We start from the raw sequence: 21,812 nt of genomic DNA, 5'->3' as shown, positions 1-21,812 counted from the left end.
AAAGAAACGTGTGGGCCGTTGTCGATCCGGTGCGCCGCCGTTCGACGTACGGGTGGTGGCACCAGGGCGCGCGTACGGGCGCGGAACCGGAGGAGAACAGATGAGCCAACTGCTGAGAGTCATGAACTTCAACGTCTCGGCCGACGGGATCGCCGCCGGGGAGCGGCAGAGCCTGGAGAATCCGTTCGGGCTGCCCGGGGCCGAGCGGCTGTTCTCCTGGGCCGGCGCCACGGCGAGCTGGCCGATGCGTACCGACTCCGGGGGCAGCCGCGGACTGGACGACTGCTTCACCCGGGACTTCGCGCGGAACATCGGCGCCGAGATCATGGGCCGCAACAAGTTCGGCCCCCAGCGCGGGCCGTGGACCGACCTGGACTGGCGGGGCTGGTGGGGCGACGAGCCGCCGTTCCACACCCCGGTGTTCGTCCTCACCCACCACGAACGCCCCTCGATCACCCTCTCCGACACCACGTTCCACTTCGTGGCCGGCGACCCGGCCGCGATCCTCGAACGGGCACGAGAGGCCGCGCGGGGCCAGGACGTCCGGCTCGGCGGCGGGGTCACCACCGTGCGGGAGTTCCTCGCGGCCGGTCTCGTCGACACGCTGCACGTGGCCGTCTCACCGGTGGAATTCGGCTCCGGCCTGCGGCTGTGGGACTCCCCCGAGGACCTGCTCGACCGGTACCACCTGGAGGTGGTGCCGAGTCCGAGCGGCGTGACGCACCACCTGTTCTGGCGGAGGTGAGGTCAGCGGTCCGCTGCGTGCCGGTTCTCCGCGATGCGGTGTACGTCGGTCAGCGCGTCGTACATGCACGTCAGCAGGTAGCGGAGCTGGTCGGAGGTCGTGTCCGCGTCGTCCAAGAGGTCGGCGGCGTGGCCGAGCAACCGCCCCGCCATGTCCAGTTGCTGCGCGTCGACGGCATCGACGAGCCGGGACAGGGGGCCGGTCCCGTCGGTCAGCAGGTAGGCGGGCTTGCCGTCGGGGCCGGTCCAGGGCAGTCGGCGGGGCGTAGGCATGGTGCCAGTCATCGCAGCGCCTCCAGGTAGGGGCGGACCAGGGCGTTGTCCTCGCCGCGCAGGAGCGGTTCCGCGGGGCGGGGTCGGGGTGGGGTGGGGGCGGGGGCGTACTTCGCGGGTGCGGGGCGTCGGCGGCGGCGCCGTCCCGTGGCGGGGAGGAGGAGGTCGAGCAGCAGAAGCAGGGGCAGCCAGGCCCGGCGGGCGGTTCGGTGACGCACGTTGATCGGCTCCGTGAGCGGTCGCAGGGGTTCGCTTTGTGTAGCGAAGCCCTCACAGAGTGGAGCGGGGGCGGCTAGGCTCGCCAGGGGTACGGATGTGCCGGTTCCTTTGTCACACGGGGGTCGCACGGATGAGCAACACCTACGGCAACTGGCTCAGGCAGCAGCGGGAGGCGGCCGGGCTGACGCAGCAGCAACTGGCCGATCTGGCCCTGATGACGCGGTCGCACATCGCGCATATCGAGGCGGGCCGTCGCATGCCCTCACTGCAGGACGCGCGGCGCCTTGACGCGGTCCTCAACACGGGGGATGTGCTGAGTACGTTTCTGCCCGGTGAGGAGCCGCCGGTCGCCGAATATTTCGAGGCGGTGCGCGTGCTCGAACAACAAGCGGTGATCATTCGCGAGTTCGCCCTGTCGTACGTCCCGGGCATCCTCCAGACCGAGAGGTACGCGCGTGCGGTTCTGACACCGGAGTACCCCCGCGTGAGCAAGGAGAAGCGTGACAGGAACGTAGTCACACGCCTTGAGCGCGCGAAGGTCCTTGATGACCCCGTCACTCCCGCAGTATGGGCCCTGCTCGACGAAGCCGTGCTACGCCGTCATATCGGCGGTCCGGACGTCATGGCAGAACAGGTCGAGCATCTAATCCGGCTCGCGGAGAGCGGACGGGTTCGGCTTCATGTGGTGCCGTTCGCCGGCGGCGGGCATCCGCTTCTGACCAACATGCTGACGCTGCTGTGGTTCGCGGACCAGCCTCCGGTGGCGTACGGCGAAGGCATGTTCATGAGCAGGCTGCACGACATCCCGTCCGTGGTACAGGTGTTGAAGCACCGCTACGATTGTGTACTCGGCAACGCTCTTCCGTTCAGAGAAACCCTGGCTCTGCTCAAGGCGACTGCAAAGGATTACGCACGCCATGACTGACAAGACGACGCGGAACGCAACGGCACTGAAGGGGTGGCGGAAGTCCTCCTACAGCGATTCCACCGCCGGGAGTTGCCTCGAAGTACTGGACGGCTGGGACGGCGGCGTCCCTGTGCGTGACTCCAAGGTGGCTGATGGCCCCGCCCTGGTGTTCCGGCCGTCGGAATGGACGGCGTTCGTCGGGGCCGTGACAGACGGGCGGTTGCCCAGGCCCCAGTAGCGCCGCAGGCACCGGCGTCAAGCGGATCGGAACCGGCGGGCAGGGACCTCGAAGACGAGTTCGCGGCCGTCCTCCTCGTCCCACTGTTCTCCGGTTTCGACGAAGCCGAAGCCCGCGATCGTGGCCAGGGAGGCCACGTTGTCGGGGCTGATCGTCGCCCGTACGGTCGTCACCGCCGGTTCGGCCGCCGCCCTGCGGAGCAGCTCGGTCAGCGTGGAACGGGCGTATCCCTGGCGGCGGAAGCGGGGAGCGATGGAGTAGCCGATCTCGACCATGCCGGAGCCGTCGGGCGGTCCGTGGAACCCGGCGTGGCCGACGACGAGGCCCCCGTCGCCGATGACCGCCTGCCGCACCATCCACCGCGCACGGCGCGGATCGGCGGCCATCTGGCCGAGCCGGTAGCGCCACAGCCACCGTGCCCTGTCGGTCACGAAGTACTCGGTCAGCGGGGCCCCGGCCAGCCTGCCCGCCTCGGACAGATCGCCGTCGAGCAGGGCGGACATCGCCTCGCCGGACAGCTCTGCGAAGCGGACACGTTTCGGGCTCCGTACGACCGGGCCACGGTCATCAGCGTCGTCTGTCACCCGCGGATGCTCGCCGACCGACCCGTAGGGCGTCCACCTATTTCGAGGCAGCCCGGCCCCCACCCCCGAAAAACGTGAGCACTTCCCACCCCGACCGACCGCGCCTACGGGTGCGTGTCCGTGATCGCGATGACCTCGTCGAGGCGGTCCAGGGCGGCCTGCAGGTCGTCGACCTTGGCCTGGATGCGGTCGCGCTCGGCGCGCAGCATGGCTCGTTGCTCGGCGTCGGTGTGCCCGGTGTCCCAGCAGGGAAGGAGTTCCGCGATCCTTCGACTGGTCAGACCGGCGGCGAACATCTGCTGGAAGAAGCGCACCAGGGTGACGGTGTCCTGCCGGTAGAGGCGCTGGCCGGACGGGCTGCGCTCCGCGATGAGCAGCCCCTGCTGCTCGTAGTAGCGCACGGCGCGTACCGAGACACCGGCGCCCCGCGCCACCTCGCCGATGCGGATCAGGCGCTCGGCCGCAGCCTCCGTGACGGTCATGGTGATTCCTCTCGCCCCGGTCCTGACGGCCAGCACTTGCCTCTGACGTCAGCGTCAGGTTCTAGCGTACCGGGCATGGACATCAACAACTCCGTCGCCCTTGTCACCGGAGCCAACCGCGGCCTGGGCCGCGCCTTCGCCCAGCGCCTGCTCGAACGGGGCGCCCACAAGGTCTACGCGACGGCCCGCCGACCGGAGACCGTAGACCTGCCCGGGGTCGAGGTGCTGCCCCTCGACATCGCCGATCCGGCATCCGTGAGGGCCGCCGCCGAGGCCGCCCCGGACGTCTCGCTACTCATCAACAACGCGGGCATCAATACGGGGACCGACCTGGTGACCGGTTCGCTGGACGCGGTGCGGCACGAGCTGGAGACCAACATGTTCGGCCACCTGGGAATGATCCGGGAGTTCGCGCCGGCGCTCGCCAGGAACGGCGGGGGCGCGATCGTCAATGTCCTCTCCGCCATGTCGTGGTTCGGGGGCGCGGGCGCCAATGCCTACCACCTGACCAAGGCCGCCGCCTGGGCCATGACGAACGGCGTCCGCCTGGAGCTCGCCGAGCAGGGCACGCTCGTCACGGCGGTACACCTCGGCCTGGCCGACACCGACATGGCGGCGGGCTGGCCCGTGGACAAGATCGCTCCGCCGGACCTGGCCGACGCGGCGCTCGACGGTGTCGAGGCGGGCTCCGCCGAGGTCCTTGCCGACCAATGGAGTCGGGACGTCAAGTCCCGGCTGCCGCTGACGCCGGAAGAGTTCAACGCCGCGATGGACCGCGCCCTGGCGGCGCTGATGGCGGCCTGAGGGGCCCTCGGGCCGCGCCGACTTCGGTGTATCGCTTCTCACGGGCGGTCGATCAATACTCCGTCCGCAGTCGCGGGCGCGGGCCCGGTGCCGGCGACGCCCTAGGGACCGGCGCAGGCGGTGGTCGCGCTGGTCGTTCGGGTATGCGGCGGGCAGGGCGAATACTCGCTGTATTTCGTTGCGGGTGAGGGGGACGAGTCCGGCGGGGGCGGGGTGTTCACGGTGCTCGTCGGCACGGATGACGGCCAGGAAGGCGTGGGCGAGCATCGCGAGGGTCACCCGGCGCGGCCAGGGAGTACGGCGGCGGACCTGGTGCTCGTCCACTCGACGGTCGCCGTCGCCTGCCACGCCCCCGGGCGCATGCCGGTCGCCCTCCGGAAGAACACCGAGAAGTTGGACGCGTCGGGGAAGCCGAGCGCGTGGGCGCAGGCGGCGGCGGTGAGGCGGTCGTGTGCGAGGAGGCGTTTGGCCTCCAGGACGATCCGGTCGACGATGTACGCCTTCGCGCTGCGGCCGGTGACCCGCTGCACCGCTCTGGAGAGGGTGCGGGGCGCGTATCCCAGTGCCCGGGCGTAGTAGCCGGCGTCGTGATGCTCCCGGAAGTGCGCTTCGACGCTGGTCCGGAACAGCCGGAACACCGGATCGACCGAGCGTTCCTCGGCGTGGGGAGGCCGGAGCCGGGCGATGAGCGCGGAGAGCAGGATCCCGGGCAGCTCCGGCGAGACGTCCCCGGGTGGGGCGGACGCTTCGAGGAGCAGATGGTCGCGCGCGGTGTCCACGAACGGCCAGTCGGCGTCGGGAACGCTCCAGTGGGCGACCGGGTCCGGGGACGCGACCAGTTCCCGGGTGGCGCGGGTGACCGGCGCGGTCGGCACGAACAGCACGACGTCACCGGCCACACCGGCGATGTCGTCCCAGCGGTGCACGGCTCCAGGAACGACCCACACGGCGGACCGCCGCTGGAGCGGGTGGCGGAGGAAGTCGACGGTGACGGATCCGTGCCCGGCGTCGACGACGGCGAGGACATGGAAGTCGGCGCGCTGTGTCCCGCCGTCGTTCAGCTCGCGAAGGCGGTCGAACGTCATGGTCTCGACCGTGGCGGCACGGCGCCCGACGGGCTGGTAGGTCATGTGCCGGATCACGGTCATGTGTCCAGTTTCCACCATCGGGCGACCAGTCGCGCCAATGCCCCGGCACGGCGGGGGAGGTTCGATGAACACACAGCACAACCGCCCCGGAACACCGACAGGGAGAGTCACGATGAACACGGCACAGCAGCAGTCGCTGCCCGCTTATGACCACCGGCCGGGGACCGGACCGACCCTGGTCTTCCTGCACTACTGGGGTGGATCGGCCCGCACGTGGGACCTCGTCGTCGACCGCCTCGCGGGACGCGACACGCTCACCGTCGACTTCCGCGGGTGGAGCCGCTCGCGCGACCTGGCGGGCCCCTGCACCCTGCGCCGGCTCGCCGACGACACGCTCGCCGTGATCGCCGACGCGGGCGTCACCGACCACGTCCTCGTCGGACATTCCATGGGCGGCAAGGTCGCGCAGCTCGTAGCGGCGACCCGGCCCGTCGGCCTCCGTGGGATCGTCCTCGTCGGTTCCGCTCCGGCGAAGCCCGCCGCGGGGGTCACTCCCGAGTACCGGGAAACCCTCTCCCACGCCTACGACTCCGACGAGTCCGTCGCCGGCGCGCGGGACCACGTCCTCACCGCGACCCAGCTGCCCGAAGCGATCAAGTCGCGGATCGCGGCCGACTCGCGGGCCGGCACCGACGCCGCCCGCGCGGAGTGGCCGCTGCGCGGCATCGCGGAGGACATCAGCGAGCACACCCGCAGGATCAGCGTCCCCGCCCTCGTCGTCGCCGGAGAGAACGACCGTGTCGAGCCCGTCGACGTGCTCGTCGGCAACCTGATGCCCTACCTGTCCGAAGGCGACTTCACGGTGATCCCGAACACGGGTCACCTGATCCCGCTGGAAGCTCCGGCCGACCTCGCCGACGCGATCACGGCCTTCGCACCAGCGACCTGAGCGTCGGCTTCCTTACTCCGGGCCAAAAAACGTGAACAAGTCCCTTCCCACCGTCCTCTCCTCACTCATTTGAGCGCCTTCCTGACATTCACCCGCGCTGCGGGCCGAACTGGCGCACGCCTTCACCGTGGCGGACCACACCCACCCCAGCGACGGCACTGCCCCGAGTATCGCCGGGCAGTTGTCGCAGGTCGTACGGCTCGTCCGCCGTCATCCGACGACGGCGGCGGTCGCCCGGTCCTCCCCCGCCGCGTTCGCGCGGGCGCACACCGCGACCGACGGTCCGCTGGTCCACGCGGCGACGGGTCTGGTCCGCGATCTGCTGTCTCCGCTGGTCCGGTACGGCGGGGTGGGCGGGGACCCCGCGCTGGAGTCCCGGGCCTGGAAGATTCTCTGGATCGCGCGTCCCGCAGCCCTCAGCCCCGCGGCCGCGGGGGACGAGGAGGCGGAGGGCGTCCTGGACGGAGCCTTCGGCGCACTGCTGCGCGACCTGCTCGCCCCGTGGGACACCACCGGGTGACCACCGCGGTCACGGCGCGATTCACAGACTGCTCCCAGGCGGGGGACAGTCCGCGCCCATCGCGTCCGTGGAGGGTGTTCTGGTGACATCTGCCACCGATCCACTCCACCCGGCCCCCACGCCCGCCCCCGCCTCGGTATCCGGCGACGGGCCCGCCGCGCCCCGTTGGCCGTTGCCCGCCCTCCTGGCGATCCTCGTCCTGGCGGCGGCGCTGTACTCCTGGAACCTGTCCTCCTCCGGCCTGAACAGCTTCTACAGCGCGGCCGTGCTCAGCGGCACGGAGAGCTGGAAGGCGTGGTTCTTCGGGTCGCTGGACGCGGGGAACTTCCTCACCGTCGACAAGCCACCCCTGGCCCTGATGGTCATGGGCCTGTCGTGCCGCGTCTTCGGATACGGCACCTGGCAGATGATGGCGCCGATGATCGTGGCCGCGCTGGCGACGGTCTGGATCCTGCACGCGTCCGTGAAGCGGGTGTGGGGCCACGGCGCGGCGACGGTCGCCGCGCTGGTGCTCGCCCTCACCCCGATCACCGTCGCCATCAACCGGGACAACAACCCGGACACGCTGCTGGTGTTCCTGATGGTGAGCGGCGCGGCCCTCGGGCTGCGGGCGACGCGTACCGACCGGCTGCCGCCCCTGCTGGGCGCCGCGGTCTGCTTCGGGCTCGCCTTCAACACCAAGATGCTCCAGGGCTACATCGCCCTGCCCGCCGTGTTCCTGGTGTACGTGTACGCCTCCCGGCTCGGCTGGGTGAAGCGGGCGCGGAACCTGGTGCTGGCCGCGGTCGCGCTCGCCGTCGCCAGTTTCTGGTGGGCGGCGGCCGTCTCGCTGGTGCCCGCCGGCGACCGGCCCTACATCGGCGGTTCGACGGACGGCACGGCCTGGGACCTGATCATGGGCTACAACGGCCTCGGCCGGGTCTTCGGCGGCGAGGGCAACGGCGGGGGCGGCGGGGGCGGGGGCAGTTTCGCCGGGACCGCCGGGATCGGACGGATGTTCAACGACGTGCTCGGCGGCCAGATCTCCTGGCTGCTGCCCTTCGCGGGCATCGCGCTCGTCGCCGGCCTGGTGCTGTGCGGACGGGCCCCGCGCACCGACCTCACGCGGGCCGCGCTGGTGCTGTGGGGCGGCTGGACGGTCCTGCACTTCCTGACCTTCAGCATGGCCGAGGGCACCATGCACCCGTACTACACGACCGCGCTCGCGCCCGGCATCGCGGCGCTGTGCGGGGGCGGCGGCGTGATGCTGCTGCGCGCCTTCCGCGCGGAGCGGAGGTGGGTGTGGGTGCTGCCGCTGGCCCTCGGGGTCACCGGAATCTGGGCGATCGTGCTGCTGCGCCGGGCCTCCGGCTGGAACACCTGGCTGTGGCCGGCGATCGCGGTGGTGATGGCGCTGGCCATCACCGGTCTGCTGGTCTTCCGCTCCGGCCGGCGGATCCGGCTGCTGGCGGTCTCCGTCGCCGCGGCCGTGATCGCCTCGGTGGCGGGTCCGGCGGCGTACGCCTGGTCGGTGCCGTCCGGTTCGGGCGGCGGCATGGGCGGCACCAACCCGACCGCCGGTCCGACGACGGGCAGCGGCATGGGCGGTCCGGGCGGTGGAGGCGGTGGAGGCGGCGGCCAGGGCGGCGGCCCCGGCGGTCAGCCGCCGGGCGGCTCCGAGCAGGGCGGCCGGGCGGCCGGCGGTTTCCCCGGCGGCGAGATACCGGGCGGCGGCGAGATGCCGCAGGCCGGCGGTACGGCTCCCGGCGGTACGGCGGATGCGGGCGGCACACCCCCGACCGGCAGGGGCGGCGGCATGGGCGGCAGTGCCAGTAGCGAGCTGATCTCCTACCTCAAGAAGCACCAGGACGGCGCCACATGGCTGCTCGCCGTCTCCAGCTCGCAGAGCGCCGCGCAGCTCATCCTCAGCAGCGGTGAGCCGGTCATCTCCATGTGGGGCTGGTCCGGCAGCGACAAGGCCATGACCCTCGCCAAGCTCAAGGAGCTGGTGAAGAGCGGGCAGTTGCACTACATCCAGATCTCCAGTGGTGGCATGGGCGGGGGCATGGGCGGCGACGCGTCGCTGAGCACCGAGGTCACGGAGTGGGTGCGGAAGAACGGCACCGAGGTCACGGCCGTCGACGACGCCTCGGGCGTCTACCGGCTGGACGCGTCCGACGTGAACTGACCGCCGCCGCGCAGCGGATGACCGTACGGCCCCCCGACCCCCAGGCCGGGGGGCCGTCGTCACGCGATCGACACGTCATGTACACCGCATGCACTACATGTCCATGCCACTCTCAGGGTATCCATCCATGCAACCCGCGTAGATCGGACACCCGCCATGCTCGCGATACGCCTTCCCGGACGCCGCCGCAAGGCCGTCGCCCTCGCCACGGCCGCCGTCCTCACCGCTCTCGCCGCCCCCGCCCTGACGGCGGCCGAGGCCACGGCCACGACGACGGACTACGACACGACGTACTACAAGAACGCGATCGGCAAGACGGGGACGAGCCTGAAGTCCTCGCTGCACACGATCATCAGCTCGCAGACGAAGCTCTCGTACTCGGCGGTCTGGGACGCGCTGAAGGCCACCGACCAGGACCCCGCCAACAGCGGCAACGTGATCCTGCTCTACTCCGGGGCCTCCCGCAGCAAGTCCCTCAACGGCGGGGACTCCGGCGACTGGAACCGCGAGCACGTGTGGGCCAAGTCCCACGGCGACTTCGGTACCGCCACCGGCCCCGGCACCGACCTGCACCACCTGCGCCCGGAGGACGTCCAGGTCAACAGCGTCCGGGGCAACAAGGACTTCGACAACGGCGGCAGCACCGTGTCGGGCGGCGGCGGCAGCCTCACCGACTCCGACTCCTTCGAGCCCCGCGACGCCGTCAAGGGCGACGTGGCCCGCATGATCTTCTACATGGCGGTCCGCTACGAGGGCGACGACAGCTGGCCCGACCTGGAGGTCAACAGCAGCGTCAACAACGGGAGCAACCCGTACATCGGCAAGCTCTCCGTCCTGAAGGCATGGAGCGACGAGGACCCGCCGGACGCCTTCGAGGAGCGCCGCAACGAGGTCATCTACGACTCCTACCAGCACAACCGGAACCCGTTCATCGACCACCCGGAGTGGGTCGAGGCGATCTGGTAGGAGCCTGACCGGTCCGTTCAGGCCAGGTCGGTCGGCGCGAACATCCGCAGGGCCGCCGGGAGGACGACCACCGACGGTCCGGGCGTCGCCAGGGCCCCGGCGAGGTCGGCCTCCAGCGTTCCGGGCGAGGTCCGTACGCCCGGGACGCCGAAGGACCCGGCCAGGGCCACGAAGTCGGCCGGGTACGCGCGCGGGATGCCGTGACCGCCGTCGTCGACGATCAGCCAGGTGACGTCCAGGCCGTACTGCCGGGCCGTGGCCAGTTCGGCGAGGGAGCGGAGCGCGCCGTCGTCGTCCGACACCGCCAGCACCGGGCGGGTCGGGTCGGCCGCCGCCGCGCCGAGGGCGGCGGGGAAGGCGTAGCCGAGGCCGCCGGCGCCCTGGGCGGAGTGCATGGCGCCCGGCGCCTTGGCGTCGAAGGCCGACCAGGCCCAGTGGGTGAGGGCCGTCCTGTCCCAGAAGGAGGGCGCGGCGGCGGGCAGGGCGCGGCGTACGGCGGCCAGGACGTCCTGTTCCAGGGTCAGTTCCTGGGCGGCGAGGCGGTCGTGGACCCGGGCGAGCAGGGCCCGTACCCGTGCGGGGGCGGTCGGGTCGGTGCGTTCGCCGGTCGTCTCCAGGAGGGCCTGGAGGGCGAGGCGGGCGTCGGCGTGGATGCCGAGGGCGGGGTGGCCGGACTCCAGTTTGGCGAGGTCGGCCTCGATCTGGACGACCCGGCCGCGGGGACGGAAGGTGTGGTGGTCGCAGGAGAGTCCGCCCAGGCCCGAGCCGACGACGAGCAGGACGTCGGCGTCCTCCAGGAAGTCGGTCGTGTGCCGGCCCGCCGGCCAGGACCGGAGGGACAGCGGGTGGGTCCAGGGGAAGGCGCCCTTGCCGCCGGGGGTGGTGACGACGGGGGCGTCGAGGCGTTCCGCGAGCCGGCGGAGCTTGCGCGCGGCGTCGGCGCGGACCACTCCCCCGCCCGCGACGACCGCCGGGCGTTCGGCGCGGGTCAGCAGGTCGGCGGCGACGGCCGTCAGCTCCACCCGGGGGACAAGTTCCTCGGGGGTGGCGTCGACGCCCGTCACCACCGGCAGCGGTGTCTCGGCGCTCAGCACGTCGGCCGGGATCTCCACCCAGACGGGACCGTGCGGGGCGGTCAGCGCCGACCGCCATGCCTCCGCGATCGCGGACGGGATCTGGGACTGGGCGCGCGCGGTGTGGACGGACTTCACCACGCCCCGGAAGGAGGCGGCCTGGCCAGGGAGTTCGCGCGGGTGGCCGAGGCGTCCGCCGCCCAGGCCGGCTGCCGGGACCTGGGCGCCGATCGCCAGGACGGGTGCGGAGGCCGCCCGCGCCTCCTGGAGCGCGGCCAGCGACAGCAGCGCGCCCGGGCCGGCGGGCAGCAGCAGCGGGGCGGCCTCACCGGTGATCCGGCCGTAGGCGTCGGCGGCGAAACCGGCGCTGTTCTCCACCCGCAGGCCGATGTGGCGCAGGCCGGAGCGGCGCAGCGCGTCGAGGACGCCGGGCGCCTGCCGGCCGGGCAGGCCGAAGACGGTGGTCGCGCCGAGCCCGGCGAGGGTCTCCAGGACCAGGTCCGAGCCGGTGCGGCCGGCGGGCGGGTGCAGCGCGGCCCGTGTCTGGGCGGGGGTCGGGCCGAGTACCACGTCGTGGTCGTGCGTCACTTGGAGCGGCCCTTCGCGATCCGGCGGGACATGAGCGTGGTCAGTTCGTACGCGGTGTGGGAGGCCGCCACCGACGTGATCTCCGCGTGGTCGTACGCGGGGGCCACCTCGACGACGTCCGCCGACACCAGGTCGCACGACGCCAGGCCGCGCAGGATCTCCAGCAGTTCGCGGGAGGTCATGCCGCCGGCCTCGGGGGTGCCGGTGCCGGGCGCGTGGGCCGGGTCGAGGCAGTCGATGTCGACGGAGACGTAGAGCGGGCGGTCGCCGACACGCCGGCGGAGCTGGTCGGCGACCTCGTCCACGCCGCGCCGCATGACGTCCGCCGACGTGACGATGCCGAAGCCCATCTTCTCGTCGTCGGTGAGGTCCTGCTTGCCGTAGAGCGGGCCGCGGGTGCCGACGTGGGAGAGGGCGGAGGTGTCGAGGATGCCTTCCTCGACGGCCCGGCGGAAAGGGGTGCCGTGGGTGTACTCGGCGCCGAAGTAGGTGTCCCAGGTGTCGAGGTGGGCGTCGAAGTGGAGCAGGGCGACGGGGCCGTGCTTCCGGGCGACGGCGCGCAGCAGGGGCAGCGCGATGGTGTGGTCGCCGCCGAGGGTCATCAGCCGGGCGCCGGTGGCGAGCAGGTCGTCGGCCGCCGCCTCGACGGTCTCCACGGCCTCATGGATGTCGAACGGGTTGACGGCTATGTCACCGGCGTCCGCGACCTGGGCGAGGGCGAAGGGCGAGGCGTCCTGCGCCGGGTTGTAGGGGCGCAGCAGCCGGGACGCCTCGCGGATGGCGTTGCCGCCGAACCGGGCGCCGGGACGGTAGGAGACGCCGGAGTCGAACGGCACGCCCACCACGGCGACGTCCGCGCGGCCGACCTCGTCCAGACGGGGCAGCCGGGCGAAGGTCGCGGGGCCCGCGTAGCGCGGGACGCGGGAGGAGTCGACGGGGCCGCGAGGGGTGTCGTTGTTGCTCATACCCAGACTGTAAGTGGCCGGAAAGCGACAGCGAAGTGCACGTCCGGTGCGCCCGGGTGCTCCGTCCCAGCGGGTGACATGGCGCAGACGCCCACAGACGGCTGCCCCACAATGGGAGTCATGCCGATACCCGGGACACCCAGCCGTGCCGAACTCGTCGATCACCTTGTCCGTACCCGTATCGCGGGCGATGTCGCCACCCCCCGCGAGAACAACCTCGCGCACTACCGGAAGCTCGCGAACGGCGACCGCCACTACTGGCTCGGCCTGGAGCTGGGCGACCGCTGGAGTGACGAGCAGGACGTGCTCGCGGTGATGGCGGAGCGGGTGGGCGTCGTCGACGACGCCGAGTTCCGCCACGGCCAGGACACCATCGACCCCGAGCTGACCGTGGCCGCGCTGGAGCGGCTGGCCGGGCGGCTGCGCAAGGCCGCCGACAGCGCGCAGCGGGTGCTGTTCGCCACCGGCCACCCCGGCGGCCTGCTGGACGTGCACCGGGCGACGGCCGCCGCGCTGCGCGCCGCCGGCTGCGAGATCGTCGTCATCCCGGAGGGGCTGCAGACGGACGAGGGGTACGTCATGCAGTTCGCGGACGTGGCGGTGCTGGAGCACGGCGCCACGCTGTGGCACACCCACTCGGGCGAACCGATGAAGGCGATCCTCACCGGCCTGGAGCGCGCGGGCCGCCCGCTGCCCGACCTGGTCGTCGCCGACCACGGCTGGGCGGGCTACGCCGGGCAGCACGGCGTCGACTCCTGCGGGTACGCCGACTGCAACGACCCGGCGCTGTTCCTCGCCGAGGCCGAGGGGACCGTACAGGTCACCGTCCCGCTCGACGACCACGTCCTCAGTCCGCGCTACTACGACCCGATGACGGCGTATCTGCTGGCGGAGGCGGGGCTGGCCTGAGGCTGCCCCGGGCTGCCCCAGGGCTTCCTCAGAGGGCTGCCCCAGGGCTTTCTCAGGGCTTGCGTGCGCCGGGCGTCGGGTCCAGATAGACCCGGCGCACCATCGGCAGCTCGGCCCGCAGCCGCCGCTCGGCCCGTTCGCAGGTCCACTCGATCCGGTCGGCGGTCGCCCCGTCCCGGAAGTCGACCTTGGCGGCGACCAGGGCCTCCCGCGGTCCCTGGACGAGGGTGGTCAGTTCCAGGACGGCCTCGATGTCGTCCTCGGCCAGCAGCTCGGCCCGGACGCGTTCCCGCACGGCCGGGGGCAGCGGGCGGCCGATGAGGAACTCCGCGTTGGAGCGGCCGAGCACCCAGGCGACGTAGAGCAGCAGGGCGCCGATGCACAGGGACGCGACGCCGTCGAAGACGCCGGAGCCGGTGAGCTGTCCGCCGAGCAGTCCGCCGGCGGCCAGGACGAGGCCGATCAGGGCGGCGGAGTCCTCCATGACGACGGCCTTCACGGCGGTGTCGGGGGTGCGGCGCAGGTACCGTCCGAACGGCACCCGGGCGCGGGCGGCCGCGCCACGGGCCTGCCGGAGGCCGGTGCGCAGGGAGTAGCCCTCCAGCAGGAAGGCGAGGGCCAGGACGATGTACGCGATGAGCGGGTCGCCGGGTTCCTCGCCGTGGGTGAGGGTGTGCAGGCCGTCGTAGAAGGAGAAGACGGCACCGCCGACGAAGGTGGCGACGGCGGCGAGCAGGGCCCAGATGTAGCGTTCGGGGCCGTGGCCGAGGGGGTGGTCCTCGTCGGCGGGGCGGACGCTGCGTTTCAGGGAGGTCAGCAGCAGCACCTCGGTGACGGTGTCGGCGAGCGAGTGCGCGGCCTCCGACAGCATCGCGCTGGAGCCGCTGATCACGCCGGCCACCGCCTTGGCGAGGGCGATGCCCAGATTGGCGAGGGCGGCGACGATCACCGTGAAGGTGCTCTCGCCGCCGCCCGTGGTCTCGTCCCGTTCCGGTCGCGCCATGCCTCTCAGTGTTCCCGAGGGACGCGGATCACGCCTTCCTGGATGACCGTCAGCGCGAGGTGCCCGTCCCGGGTGTAGATCCGGGCCTGGCCCAGGCCCCGGCCGCCGGAGGCCGACGGCGACTGCTGGTCGTAGAGCAGCCATTCGTCGGCGCGGAACGGGCGGTGGAACCACATGGCGTGGTCCAGGGAGGCGCCGACGACGTCACCGACGGCCCAGCCGCCCCGGCCGTGCGCGAGGAGCACGGAGTCGAGCAGGGTCATGTCGGAGACGTAGGTGGCGAGGACGACGTGCAGGAGGGGGTCGTCGGCGAGTTTGCCGTCGGTGCGGAACCAGACCTGGGAGTGCGGTTCGCGCGGGGTGCCGTAGTCGCCGTAGGGCGGGTCGTCGACGTGGCGCAGGTCGACGGCGGCGCGGGCTTCCAGGAACCGTTCGACGGTCTCGGCGGGCAGGTGCGGGTAGGAGCGCAGCCGGTCGGCGTGGGTGGGCAGCGTCGCCGGGTCCGGGGCGGGCGGCATCGGCGCCTGGTGGTCGAGGCCGTCCTCGTACGTCTGGAAGGACGCCGACAGGGTGAAGATCGGCTTGCCGTGCTGGACGGCGACGACGCGGCGGGTGGTGAAGGAGCGGCCGTCGCGGAGCCGGTCGACCTCGTAGACGATGGGGGCGTCCGGGTCGCCGGGGCGCAGGAAGTACGCGTGCAGGGAGTGCGCGTGCCGGTCGGCGGGGACCGTGCGCCCGGCGGCGACCATCGCCTGGGCGGCCACCTGCCCGCCGAAGACCCGGGGGACGACGGCGGACCGGGACCGGCCGCGGAAGATGTCCTGCTCGATCCGCTCCAGGTCGAGCAGATCGAGCAGGCTCTGGAGTGCCTCGCTCATGTCGGTGGCTGCTACAGGCCCATGTCCTTCGCGATGATCATCTTCATGACCTCGCTGGTGCCGCCGTAGATGCGGTTGACACGGTTGTCGGCGTACAGGCGGGCGATCGGGTACTCGTTCATGTAGCCGTAGCCGCCGTGCAACTGGAGGCAGCGGTCGATGACGCGGTGGGCGACCTCGGTGCAGAACAGCTTGGCGCCGGCGGCCTCGGCGGCGGTCAGCTCACCGGCGTCCAGGGCCTCCAGGGCGCGGTCGGCGACCGCCTCGGCGGCGTCCACCTCGGCCTGGCAGGCGGCCAGTTCGAACTTGGTGTTCTGGAAGGACGCGACGGTCTTGCCGAAGACGGTCCGGTCCTGGACGTACTCCTTGGCGAACCGCACCGCCGCCTTGGCCTGCGCGTACGCGCCGTAGGCGATGCCCCAGCGCTCGGAGGGCAGGTTGGCGCCGAGGTAGGAGAAGCCCTTGTTCTCCTCGCCGAGGAGGTCTTCCACCGGCACCTTGACGTCGACGAAGGCCAGCTCGGCGGTGTCGGAGGTCTTCAGGCCGAGCTTGTCGAGCTTGCGGCCGACCGAGTAGCCCTCGGACTTGGTGTCGACGGCGAAGAGGGAGATGCCGTGGCGGCGGTCCTCGGGCGTCGGGGCGGCGGTGCGGGCGCAGACGATGACGCGGTCGGCGTGGACGCCGCCGGTGATGAAGGTCTTGGCGCCGTTGAGGACGTAGTGCGTGCCGTCCTCGCTCAGCCTGGCGGTGGACTTCATGCCCGCGAGGTCGGAGCCGGTGCCCGGCTCGGTCATCGCTATCGCCCACATCTCCTCGGCGGAGACGAACTTGGGCAGGAACCGCTTCTTCTGCTCCTCGGTGGCGAGCATCTTGATGTACGGCAGGGCGAGCAGCACGTGCACGCCGGAGCCGCCGAAGGTGACGCCGGCGCGGGCGGTCTCCTCGTACTGGACCGCCTCGAATTTGTGGGTCTCCAGCCCGGCGCCGCCGAACTCCTCCGGCACGTTGATGCCGAACAGGCCCAGCTCGGCGAGCTTGTAGTAGAACTCCCGGGGCACGATGCCCTCGGTGAACCACTTGTCGTACTCCGGCACGACCTCGGCCTCGATGAAGGCGCGCAGGGTCTCCCGGAACGCCTCGTGATCCTCGTTGAACACCGTACGGCGCACGGGCGCCCACCTCCACGGGTACGTACATCTAAGCGCTTGCTCAGACCCAACGGTACCGGCGGGTAGGGACGGGAGTCCAGAGACGTCCCTCAGTAACGCTCGTCACGCGGGGCCGCCCCCCGGGCACCCTCTCCCGCCGCCGCGAAGGCACCCCGCGCCATCCGGTGCAGCAACCCCGCCGCCACCGCCCGCGAGAACCTCCCCAGGTGCGGGGTCGAGTTGAGCAACCCGAACACCGCGTGCACCGCCGAGCGCGCGACGGGCTCGCCGGCCGCCGGGTACACCTCCCGGAGCACCCCCACCCACAGCTCCACGTACTGCCGCTGCAGCTGCCGCACCAGCTTGCGGTCGCTGTCCCGAAGGCGGTCCAGCTCGCGGTCGTGCAGGGTGATGAGCGGGCGGTCGTCGAGCGCGAAGTCGATGTGGCCCTCGATGAGCGAGTCGAGGACCGCCTCCGGGGCGCCGTCACCGGCCTCGGCCAGCCGCCGTTTCGCACCCGTCAGGAGCTGACCGCTGATGCCGACCAGCAGCTCGGCGAGCATCGCGTCCTTGCCGGCGAAGTGCCGGTACAGACCCGGCCCGCTGATGCCGACCGCCGCTCCTATCTCGTCCACGCCCACCCCGTGGAACCCGCGCTCGGCGAAGAGCCGCGCGGCCTCCTTGAGGATCTGCTCGCGGCGGGTGGGGGCGTCGGTTCTGGTGGCCATGCATCGATTCTAGACAGCGAGGTTAGCGCTCGTTAACCTGTGGAACATACGTGTTAACGGTCATTAACCAAGGGGCGTGAGATGCGCGACGAGGCGCCGGAGCTGACCACCGCGGCCGACCCCGCGTCGGAGGCGTTCCAGGCCAACGACGCGGCACAGCGCGCCCTCGTCGAGGAGCTGCGGAGCAGACTGGCGGCGGCCCGTCTCGGCGGCGGCGAGAAGGCCCGCGCCCGGCACACCGCGCGCGGCAAGCTGCTCCCGCGCGAGCGCGTGGACCGCCTCCTCGACGCCGGCTCCCCGTTCCTGGAGCTGGCGCCGCTGGCGGCGGAGGGGATGTACGACGGGCAGGCCCCGGCCGCCGGGGTGATCGCCGGGATCGGCCGGGTCAGCGGCCGGGAGTGCGTGATCGTCGCCAACGACGCCACGGTCAAGGGGGGCACGTACTACCCGATGACCGTGAAGAAGCACCTGCGCGCCCAGGAGGTGGCCCTGGAGAACCGGCTGCCGTGTCTCTACCTGGTGGACTCGGGCGGCGCCTTCCTGCCGATGCAGGACGAGGTCTTCCCGGACCGGGACCACTTCGGGCGGATCTTCTACAACCAGGCCCGGATGTCCGGCGCGGGCGTCCCGCAGATCGCCGCCGTCCTCGGGTCCTGCACGGCGGGCGGGGCGTACGTCCCGGCGATGAGCGACGAGGCGGTCATCGTGCGCGGCCAGGGCACGATCTTCCTGGGCGGTCCGCCGCTGGTGAAGGCGGCCACCGGCGAAGTGGTGACGGCGGAGGAACTGGGCGGCGGCGAGGTGCACGCGCGGGTGTCGGGTGTCGCCGACCACCTCGCGGAGGACGACGCGCACGCCCTGCGCATCGTGCGGACCATCGTGGACACGCTGCCCGCGCGCGGGGCGCCGCCCTGGGAGGTCCGGCCGGTCACCGAGCCCAAGGTGGACCCGTACGGGCTGTACGGGGTGGTGCCCGCCGACTCCCGCACGCCCTACGACGTACGCGAGGTCATCGCCCGGGTGGTGGACGGCTCGCGGTTCGCGGAGTTCAAGGCCGAGTTCGGGCAGACCCTGGTGACCGGGTTCGCCCACGTCCACGGCCATCCGGTCGGCGTCGTCGCCAACAACGGCATCCTGTTCTCCGAGTCCGCCCAGAAGGGCGCCCACTTCATCGAGCTGTGCGACCAGCGCGGCATCCCGCTCCTCTTCCTCCAGAACATCTCGGGGTTCATGGTCGGCAAGGACTACGAGGCGGGCGGCATCGCCAAGCACGGCGCCAAGATGGTCACGGCGGTGGCGTGCACGCGCGTGCCGAAGCTGACGGTGGTGATCGGCGGGTCGTACGGCGCCGGGAACTACTCGATGTGCGGCCGGGCCTACTCGCCCCGCTTCCTGTGGATGTGGCCCGGCGCCAAGATCTCCGTGATGGGCGGCGAGCAGGCCGCCTCCGTGCTGGCGACGGTCAAACGGGACCAGCTCCAGGCGCGCGGCGAACAGTGGCCGGCCGAGGAGGAAGAGGCGTTCAAGGCGCCGGTGCGCGCGCAGTACGAGCGGCAGGGCAACGCCTACTACGCCACCGCCCGGCTGTGGGACGACGGGGTCATCGACCCGCTGGAGACCCGGCAGGTGCTGGGGCTGGCCCTGACCGCGTGTGCCCGGGCGCCGCTGGGTGAACCCCGGTTCGGCGTCTTCCGGATGTGAGGATGTGAGGGGGAGAACGACGATGTTCGACACCGTGCTCGTGGCCAACCGGGGCGAGATCGCCGTCCGCGTGATCCGCACGCTGCGCGCGCTGGGCGTGCGCTCGGTGGCCGTCTTCTCCGACGCGGACGCGGGCGCCCGGCACGTCCGGGAGGCCGACGAGGCCGTACGGATCGGCCCGGCGCCGGCGGCGGAGAGCTATCTGTCCGTCGAGCGGCTGCTGGAGGCCGCCGAGCGGACGGGCGCGCAGGCCGTCCACCCGGGGTACGGCTTCCTGGCGGAGAACGCCGGTTTCGCCGGGGCCTGCACGGCGGCGGGGCTGGTCTTCATCGGGCCGCCCGCCGACGCGATCGCCCTGATGGGCGACAAGATCCGGGCCAAGGAGACGGTCGCGGCGGCCGGTGTCCCGGTGGTCCCGGGCGGACGGGACCCGTCCCTCACCGAGGCCGCCCGCGCGCTCGGCGCGCCCGTGCTGCTCAAGCCGTCGGCGGGCGGCGGCGGCAAGGGCATGCGGCTGGTGCGGGACCTGGCCGTGCTGGACGAGGAGATCGCCGCGGCCCGCCGGGAGGCCCGCGCCTCCTTCGGGGACGACACACTGCTGGTGGAGCGGTGGATCGACCGGCCCCGGCACATCGAGATCCAGGTGCTGGCCGACGGCCACGGCAACGTCGTCCATCTCGGCGAGCGGGAGTGCTCCCTCCAGCGCCGGCACCAGAAGATCGTCGAGGAGGCGCCCAGCGTGCTCCTCGACGAGGCGACACGGGCCGCGATGGGCGAGGCGGCCGTGCGGGCGGCCCGTTCCTGCGGCTACCGGGGCGCGGGCACGGTGGAGTTCATCGTCCCCGGCGCCGATCCGTCCGCGTACTGCTTCATGGAGATGAACACCCGCCTCCAGGTGGAGCACCCGGTCACCGAGTACGTCACCGGCCTGGACCTGGTGGAGTGGCAGCTCAGGGTCGCGGCCGGGGAGAAGCTCGGCTTCGGCCAGGCCGATGTCCGGCTCACCGGGCACGCGGTGGAGGCCCGGCTGAGCGCCGAGGACCCCGCGCGGGGCTTCCTGCCGACCGGCGGCACGGTGCTGCGGCTGCGCGAACCGCGCGGCGACGGCGTGCGCACCGACTCCGGGCTGAGCGAGGGCACCGAGGTCGGCAGCCGCTACGACCCGATGCTGGCGAAGGTGATCGCCCACGGCCCGGACCGGGAGACGGCCCTGCGCAAGCTGCGCGCCGCCCTCGCCGGGACGGTGACGCTGGGGGTGGCGACCAACGCCGGGTTCCTGCGGCGGCTGCTGGCGCACCCGGCGGTGGTGGCGGGCGAGCTGGACACCGGGCTGGTGGAGCGCGAGACGGCCGGCCTGACCCCTGACGGCGTACCGGAGGAGGTGTACGAGGCGGCGGCGGCCGTACGGCTGGACGCGCTGACGCCGGAGGGCGACGGCTGGACGGACCCGTTCTCGGTGCCGAGCGGGTGGCGGCTGGGTGGGGAGCCGAAGCCGCCCTCCTTCCACCTGCGGGTGACCGACCCGGTCGAGTACACCCCGCGCGGCACCCACACCGTCACCGACGACACCGTCACCGTCACCCTGGACGGCGTCCGGCACACCTTCCACCGGGCCGGCGACTGGCTCGGCCGCGACGGCGACGCCTGGCAGGTGCGCGACCACGACCCGGTCGCCGCCTCCCTCACCCGGGCGGCGCACGCGGGCGCCGACTCGCTCACCGCGCCCATGCCGGGGACGGTGACGGTGGTGAAGGCCGCCGTCGGCGACGAGGTGGCCGCCGGGCAGAGCCTGCTGGTGGTCGAGGCGATGAAGATGGAGCACGTCATCTCCGCCCCGCACGCCGGCACGGTCACCGAACTCGACGTCTCCCCCGGCGCCACGGTCGCCATGGACCAGGTACTGGCGGTCATCGCCCCCGCGGAGGACACCCCATGACGCTCCCCATGCCGCTCCCCATGACCGTCCCGGCGCCCGGCCTGCCCGCCCGGGTCCGCATCCACGAGGTCGGCCCCCGCGACGGCCTCCAGAACGAGAAGGCGACCGTCCCGACGGAGGTCAAGGCCGAGTTCGTGCGCCGCCTGGCCGCCACCGGCCTGACGACCATCGAGGCGACGAGCTTCGTCCACCCGAAGTGGGTGCCCCAACTGGCGGACGCGGAGGACCTGTTCGCGCAGGTCTCCGCCCTCCCGGCCGCCCTTCCCGTCCTGGTCCCCAACGAACGCGGCCTGGACCGGGCCCTCGCCCTCGGCGCCCGCCGGGTCGCCGTCTTCGCCAGCGCCACCGAGTCCTTCGCCCAGGCCAACCTCAACCGCTCGGTGGACGAGTCGCTGGCCATGTTCGCGCCGGTGGTGGCCCGCGCCAAGGCCGCCGGCGTGCACGTGCGCGGCTATCTGTCGATGTGTTTCGGCGACCCCTGGGAGGGCGCGGTCCCCGTCCCGGGGGTCGTCCGGGTCTGCCGGGCCCTGCTGGACCTCGGCTGCGACGAGCTGAGCCTCGGCGACACCATCGGCGTCGCGACACCCGGACACGTCACCGCCCTGCTGGACGAGCTGACCGGCCGGGGCGTCCCCGTGGAGGCGATCGGCGTCCACTTCCACGACACCTACGGCCAGGCACTGGCCAACACCCTCGCCGCGCTCCAGCACGGCGTCACCACGGTCGACGCCTCCGCCGGCGGCCTCGGCGGCTGCCCGTTCGCCAGGTCCGCCACCGGCAACCTGGCCACCGAGGACCTGGTGTGGATGCTGCGCGGCCTCGGCGTCGACACCGGCGTCGACCTCGACCGCCTGGTCGCCACCAGCGTCTGGATGGCCGCGCACCTCGACCGCCCCAGCCCGTCCCGCACCGTCCGCGCCCTCTCCCACAAGGACCAGTGAT

The 21,812-nt window shown here is 72.4% G+C and carries 23 protein-coding genes and 1 pseudogene; 12 read left to right on the top strand and 12 right to left on the bottom strand.

Annotation, left to right across the window (positions count from 1 at the left end; translation table 11 throughout):
• Positions 1-100 precede the first annotated feature (100 nt).
• Positions 101-745, top strand: a complete 645-nt coding sequence (locus ACZ3IG_RS01275; RefSeq protein ID WP_467427880.1) for a dihydrofolate reductase family protein — start codon at positions 101-103, stop codon at positions 743-745.
• Positions 746-747: 2 nt separating this feature from the next.
• Here ACZ3IG_RS01275 and ACZ3IG_RS01270 read toward each other — a convergent pair whose 3' ends face one another.
• Together ACZ3IG_RS01270 and ACZ3IG_RS01265 are read right to left on the bottom strand one after the other, a co-directional pair.
• Positions 748-1,017 carry a hypothetical protein gene (locus tag ACZ3IG_RS01270; protein WP_467427878.1) on the bottom strand — a complete coding sequence of 90 codons (270 nt, stop codon included), beginning with the start codon at positions 1,015-1,017 and terminating at the stop codon, positions 748-750.
• Between the two features lie 8 nt (positions 1,018-1,025).
• Positions 1,026-1,235, bottom strand: coding sequence for a hypothetical protein (locus ACZ3IG_RS01265; protein ID WP_467427875.1), 210 nt, complete (start codon positions 1,233-1,235; stop codon positions 1,026-1,028).
• 131 nt (positions 1,236-1,366) lie between these two features.
• On the opposite strand from ACZ3IG_RS01265, the gene ACZ3IG_RS01260 reads away from it, so the two are divergent.
• Both ACZ3IG_RS01260 and ACZ3IG_RS01255 read left to right on the top strand, forming a co-directional pair.
• Positions 1,367-2,161, top strand: a complete 795-nt coding sequence (locus tag ACZ3IG_RS01260; RefSeq protein ID WP_467427873.1) for a helix-turn-helix domain-containing protein — start codon at positions 1,367-1,369, stop codon at positions 2,159-2,161.
• The gene (locus ACZ3IG_RS01255) at positions 2,154-2,381 is read left to right on the top strand and encodes a DUF397 domain-containing protein (RefSeq protein ID WP_467427872.1); all 228 of its coding nucleotides are present in this window, start codon (positions 2,154-2,156) and stop codon (positions 2,379-2,381) included. Before ACZ3IG_RS01260 ends, ACZ3IG_RS01255 begins: the two co-directional genes overlap by 8 nt.
• 17 nt (positions 2,382-2,398) lie before the next feature.
• Here the strand turns inward: ACZ3IG_RS01255 and ACZ3IG_RS01250 are convergent, their stop codons facing one another.
• Both ACZ3IG_RS01250 and ACZ3IG_RS01245 read right to left on the bottom strand, forming a co-directional pair.
• Positions 2,399-2,884 (bottom strand): GNAT family N-acetyltransferase, encoded by a 486-nt coding sequence (locus ACZ3IG_RS01250; RefSeq protein WP_467429147.1) that lies wholly within the window; start codon positions 2,882-2,884, stop codon positions 2,399-2,401.
• Positions 2,885-3,069: 185 nt separating this feature from the next.
• Positions 3,070-3,447 carry a MerR family transcriptional regulator gene (locus ACZ3IG_RS01245; protein WP_030584718.1) on the bottom strand — a complete coding sequence of 126 codons (378 nt, stop codon included), beginning with the start codon at positions 3,445-3,447 and terminating at the stop codon, positions 3,070-3,072.
• A gap of 75 nt (positions 3,448-3,522) precedes the next feature.
• On the opposite strand from ACZ3IG_RS01245, the gene ACZ3IG_RS01240 reads away from it, so the two are divergent.
• The gene (locus ACZ3IG_RS01240; protein ID WP_467427870.1) at positions 3,523-4,251 is read left to right on the top strand and encodes an SDR family oxidoreductase; all 729 of its coding nucleotides are present in this window, start codon (positions 3,523-3,525) and stop codon (positions 4,249-4,251) included.
• Positions 4,252-4,317: 66 nt separating this feature from the next.
• Here ACZ3IG_RS01240 and ACZ3IG_RS01235 read toward each other — a convergent pair.
• Positions 4,318-4,596, bottom strand: a pseudogene (locus tag ACZ3IG_RS01235) (IS701 family transposase); the annotation flags it as partial.
• Positions 4,527-5,399, bottom strand: coding sequence for a helix-turn-helix domain-containing protein (locus ACZ3IG_RS01230; protein ID WP_467427869.1), 873 nt, complete (start codon positions 5,397-5,399; stop codon positions 4,527-4,529). The pseudogene ACZ3IG_RS01235 and the gene ACZ3IG_RS01230, both read right to left, overlap by 70 nt.
• A gap of 112 nt (positions 5,400-5,511) precedes the next feature.
• Here ACZ3IG_RS01230 and ACZ3IG_RS01225 point away from each other — a divergent pair, with 112 nt between their 5' ends.
• The 4 genes from ACZ3IG_RS01225 (at position 5,512) to ACZ3IG_RS01210 (ending at position 9,941) form a co-directional block, all read left to right on the top strand.
• Entirely contained in the window at positions 5,512-6,288 is a 777-nt protein-coding gene (locus ACZ3IG_RS01225; RefSeq protein WP_467427867.1) for an alpha/beta fold hydrolase, read from the top strand.
• A gap of 127 nt (positions 6,289-6,415) precedes the next feature.
• Complete coding sequence (locus ACZ3IG_RS01220; protein ID WP_467427866.1) at positions 6,416-6,808, top strand: hypothetical protein; 393 nt, start codon at positions 6,416-6,418, stop codon at positions 6,806-6,808.
• 82 nt (positions 6,809-6,890) lie between these two features.
• Positions 6,891-8,975, top strand: coding sequence for an ArnT family glycosyltransferase (locus ACZ3IG_RS01215; RefSeq protein ID WP_467427864.1), 2,085 nt, complete (start codon positions 6,891-6,893; stop codon positions 8,973-8,975).
• Positions 8,976-9,131: 156 nt separating this feature from the next.
• A complete protein-coding gene (locus tag ACZ3IG_RS01210) occupies positions 9,132-9,941 on the top strand; it encodes an endonuclease I family protein (protein WP_467427862.1) in 810 nt (269 codons plus the stop codon).
• A gap of 17 nt (positions 9,942-9,958) precedes the next feature.
• Here the strand turns inward: ACZ3IG_RS01210 and ACZ3IG_RS01205 are convergent, their stop codons facing one another.
• Positions 9,959-11,602: a thiamine pyrophosphate-binding protein gene (locus tag ACZ3IG_RS01205; RefSeq protein ID WP_467427861.1), complete on the bottom strand. Its 1,644-nt coding sequence runs from the start codon at positions 11,600-11,602 to the stop codon at positions 9,959-9,961.
• On the bottom strand, positions 11,599-12,567 hold the full coding sequence (gene speB / locus ACZ3IG_RS01200) for an agmatinase (RefSeq protein WP_467427860.1): 969 nt from the start codon (positions 12,565-12,567) through the stop codon (positions 11,599-11,601). Before speB ends, ACZ3IG_RS01205 begins: the two co-directional genes overlap by 4 nt.
• 120 nt (positions 12,568-12,687) lie before the next feature.
• On the opposite strand from speB, the gene ACZ3IG_RS01195 reads away from it, so the two are divergent.
• Positions 12,688-13,476 (top strand): phosphatase, encoded by a 789-nt coding sequence (locus tag ACZ3IG_RS01195; protein WP_437087748.1) that lies wholly within the window; start codon positions 12,688-12,690, stop codon positions 13,474-13,476.
• 52 nt (positions 13,477-13,528) lie between these two features.
• On the opposite strand, the gene ACZ3IG_RS01190 is transcribed toward ACZ3IG_RS01195, so the two are convergent.
• From ACZ3IG_RS01190 to ACZ3IG_RS01175, 4 genes are all read right to left on the bottom strand, one after another.
• Positions 13,529-14,479: a cation diffusion facilitator family transporter gene (locus ACZ3IG_RS01190; protein WP_467427855.1), complete on the bottom strand. Its 951-nt coding sequence runs from the start codon at positions 14,477-14,479 to the stop codon at positions 13,529-13,531.
• Positions 14,480-14,484: 5 nt separating this feature from the next.
• Positions 14,485-15,357, bottom strand: coding sequence for an acyl-CoA thioesterase (locus ACZ3IG_RS01185; protein WP_467427853.1), 873 nt, complete (start codon positions 15,355-15,357; stop codon positions 14,485-14,487).
• Between the two features lie 11 nt (positions 15,358-15,368).
• A complete protein-coding gene (locus ACZ3IG_RS01180) occupies positions 15,369-16,526 on the bottom strand; it encodes an acyl-CoA dehydrogenase family protein (protein ID WP_467427852.1) in 1,158 nt (385 codons plus the stop codon).
• An 89-nt stretch (positions 16,527-16,615) separates the two neighbouring features.
• Positions 16,616-17,233: an SACE_7040 family transcriptional regulator gene (locus ACZ3IG_RS01175; protein WP_467427851.1), complete on the bottom strand. Its 618-nt coding sequence runs from the start codon at positions 17,231-17,233 to the stop codon at positions 16,616-16,618.
• 81 nt (positions 17,234-17,314) lie between these two features.
• Between ACZ3IG_RS01175 and ACZ3IG_RS01170 the strand changes: the two genes are divergently transcribed.
• From ACZ3IG_RS01170 to ACZ3IG_RS01160, 3 genes are read left to right on the top strand one after another with little or no spacing between them, the layout of a single operon-like run.
• Positions 17,315-18,934, top strand: coding sequence for a carboxyl transferase domain-containing protein (locus ACZ3IG_RS01170; protein WP_467427849.1), 1,620 nt, complete (start codon positions 17,315-17,317; stop codon positions 18,932-18,934).
• A 22-nt stretch (positions 18,935-18,956) separates the two neighbouring features.
• Positions 18,957-20,870, top strand: a complete 1,914-nt coding sequence (locus ACZ3IG_RS01165; protein WP_467427848.1) for an acetyl/propionyl/methylcrotonyl-CoA carboxylase subunit alpha — start codon at positions 18,957-18,959, stop codon at positions 20,868-20,870.
• A complete protein-coding gene (locus ACZ3IG_RS01160) occupies positions 20,867-21,811 on the top strand; it encodes a hydroxymethylglutaryl-CoA lyase (RefSeq protein WP_467427847.1) in 945 nt (314 codons plus the stop codon). Before ACZ3IG_RS01165 ends, ACZ3IG_RS01160 begins: the two co-directional genes overlap by 4 nt.
• The last annotated feature ends 1 nt before the right edge of the window (position 21,812 follow it).

Source organism: Streptomyces sp. NPDC016677 (assembly GCF_055562815.1).
This window is presented reverse-complemented; position numbering and strand designations above follow the sequence as displayed.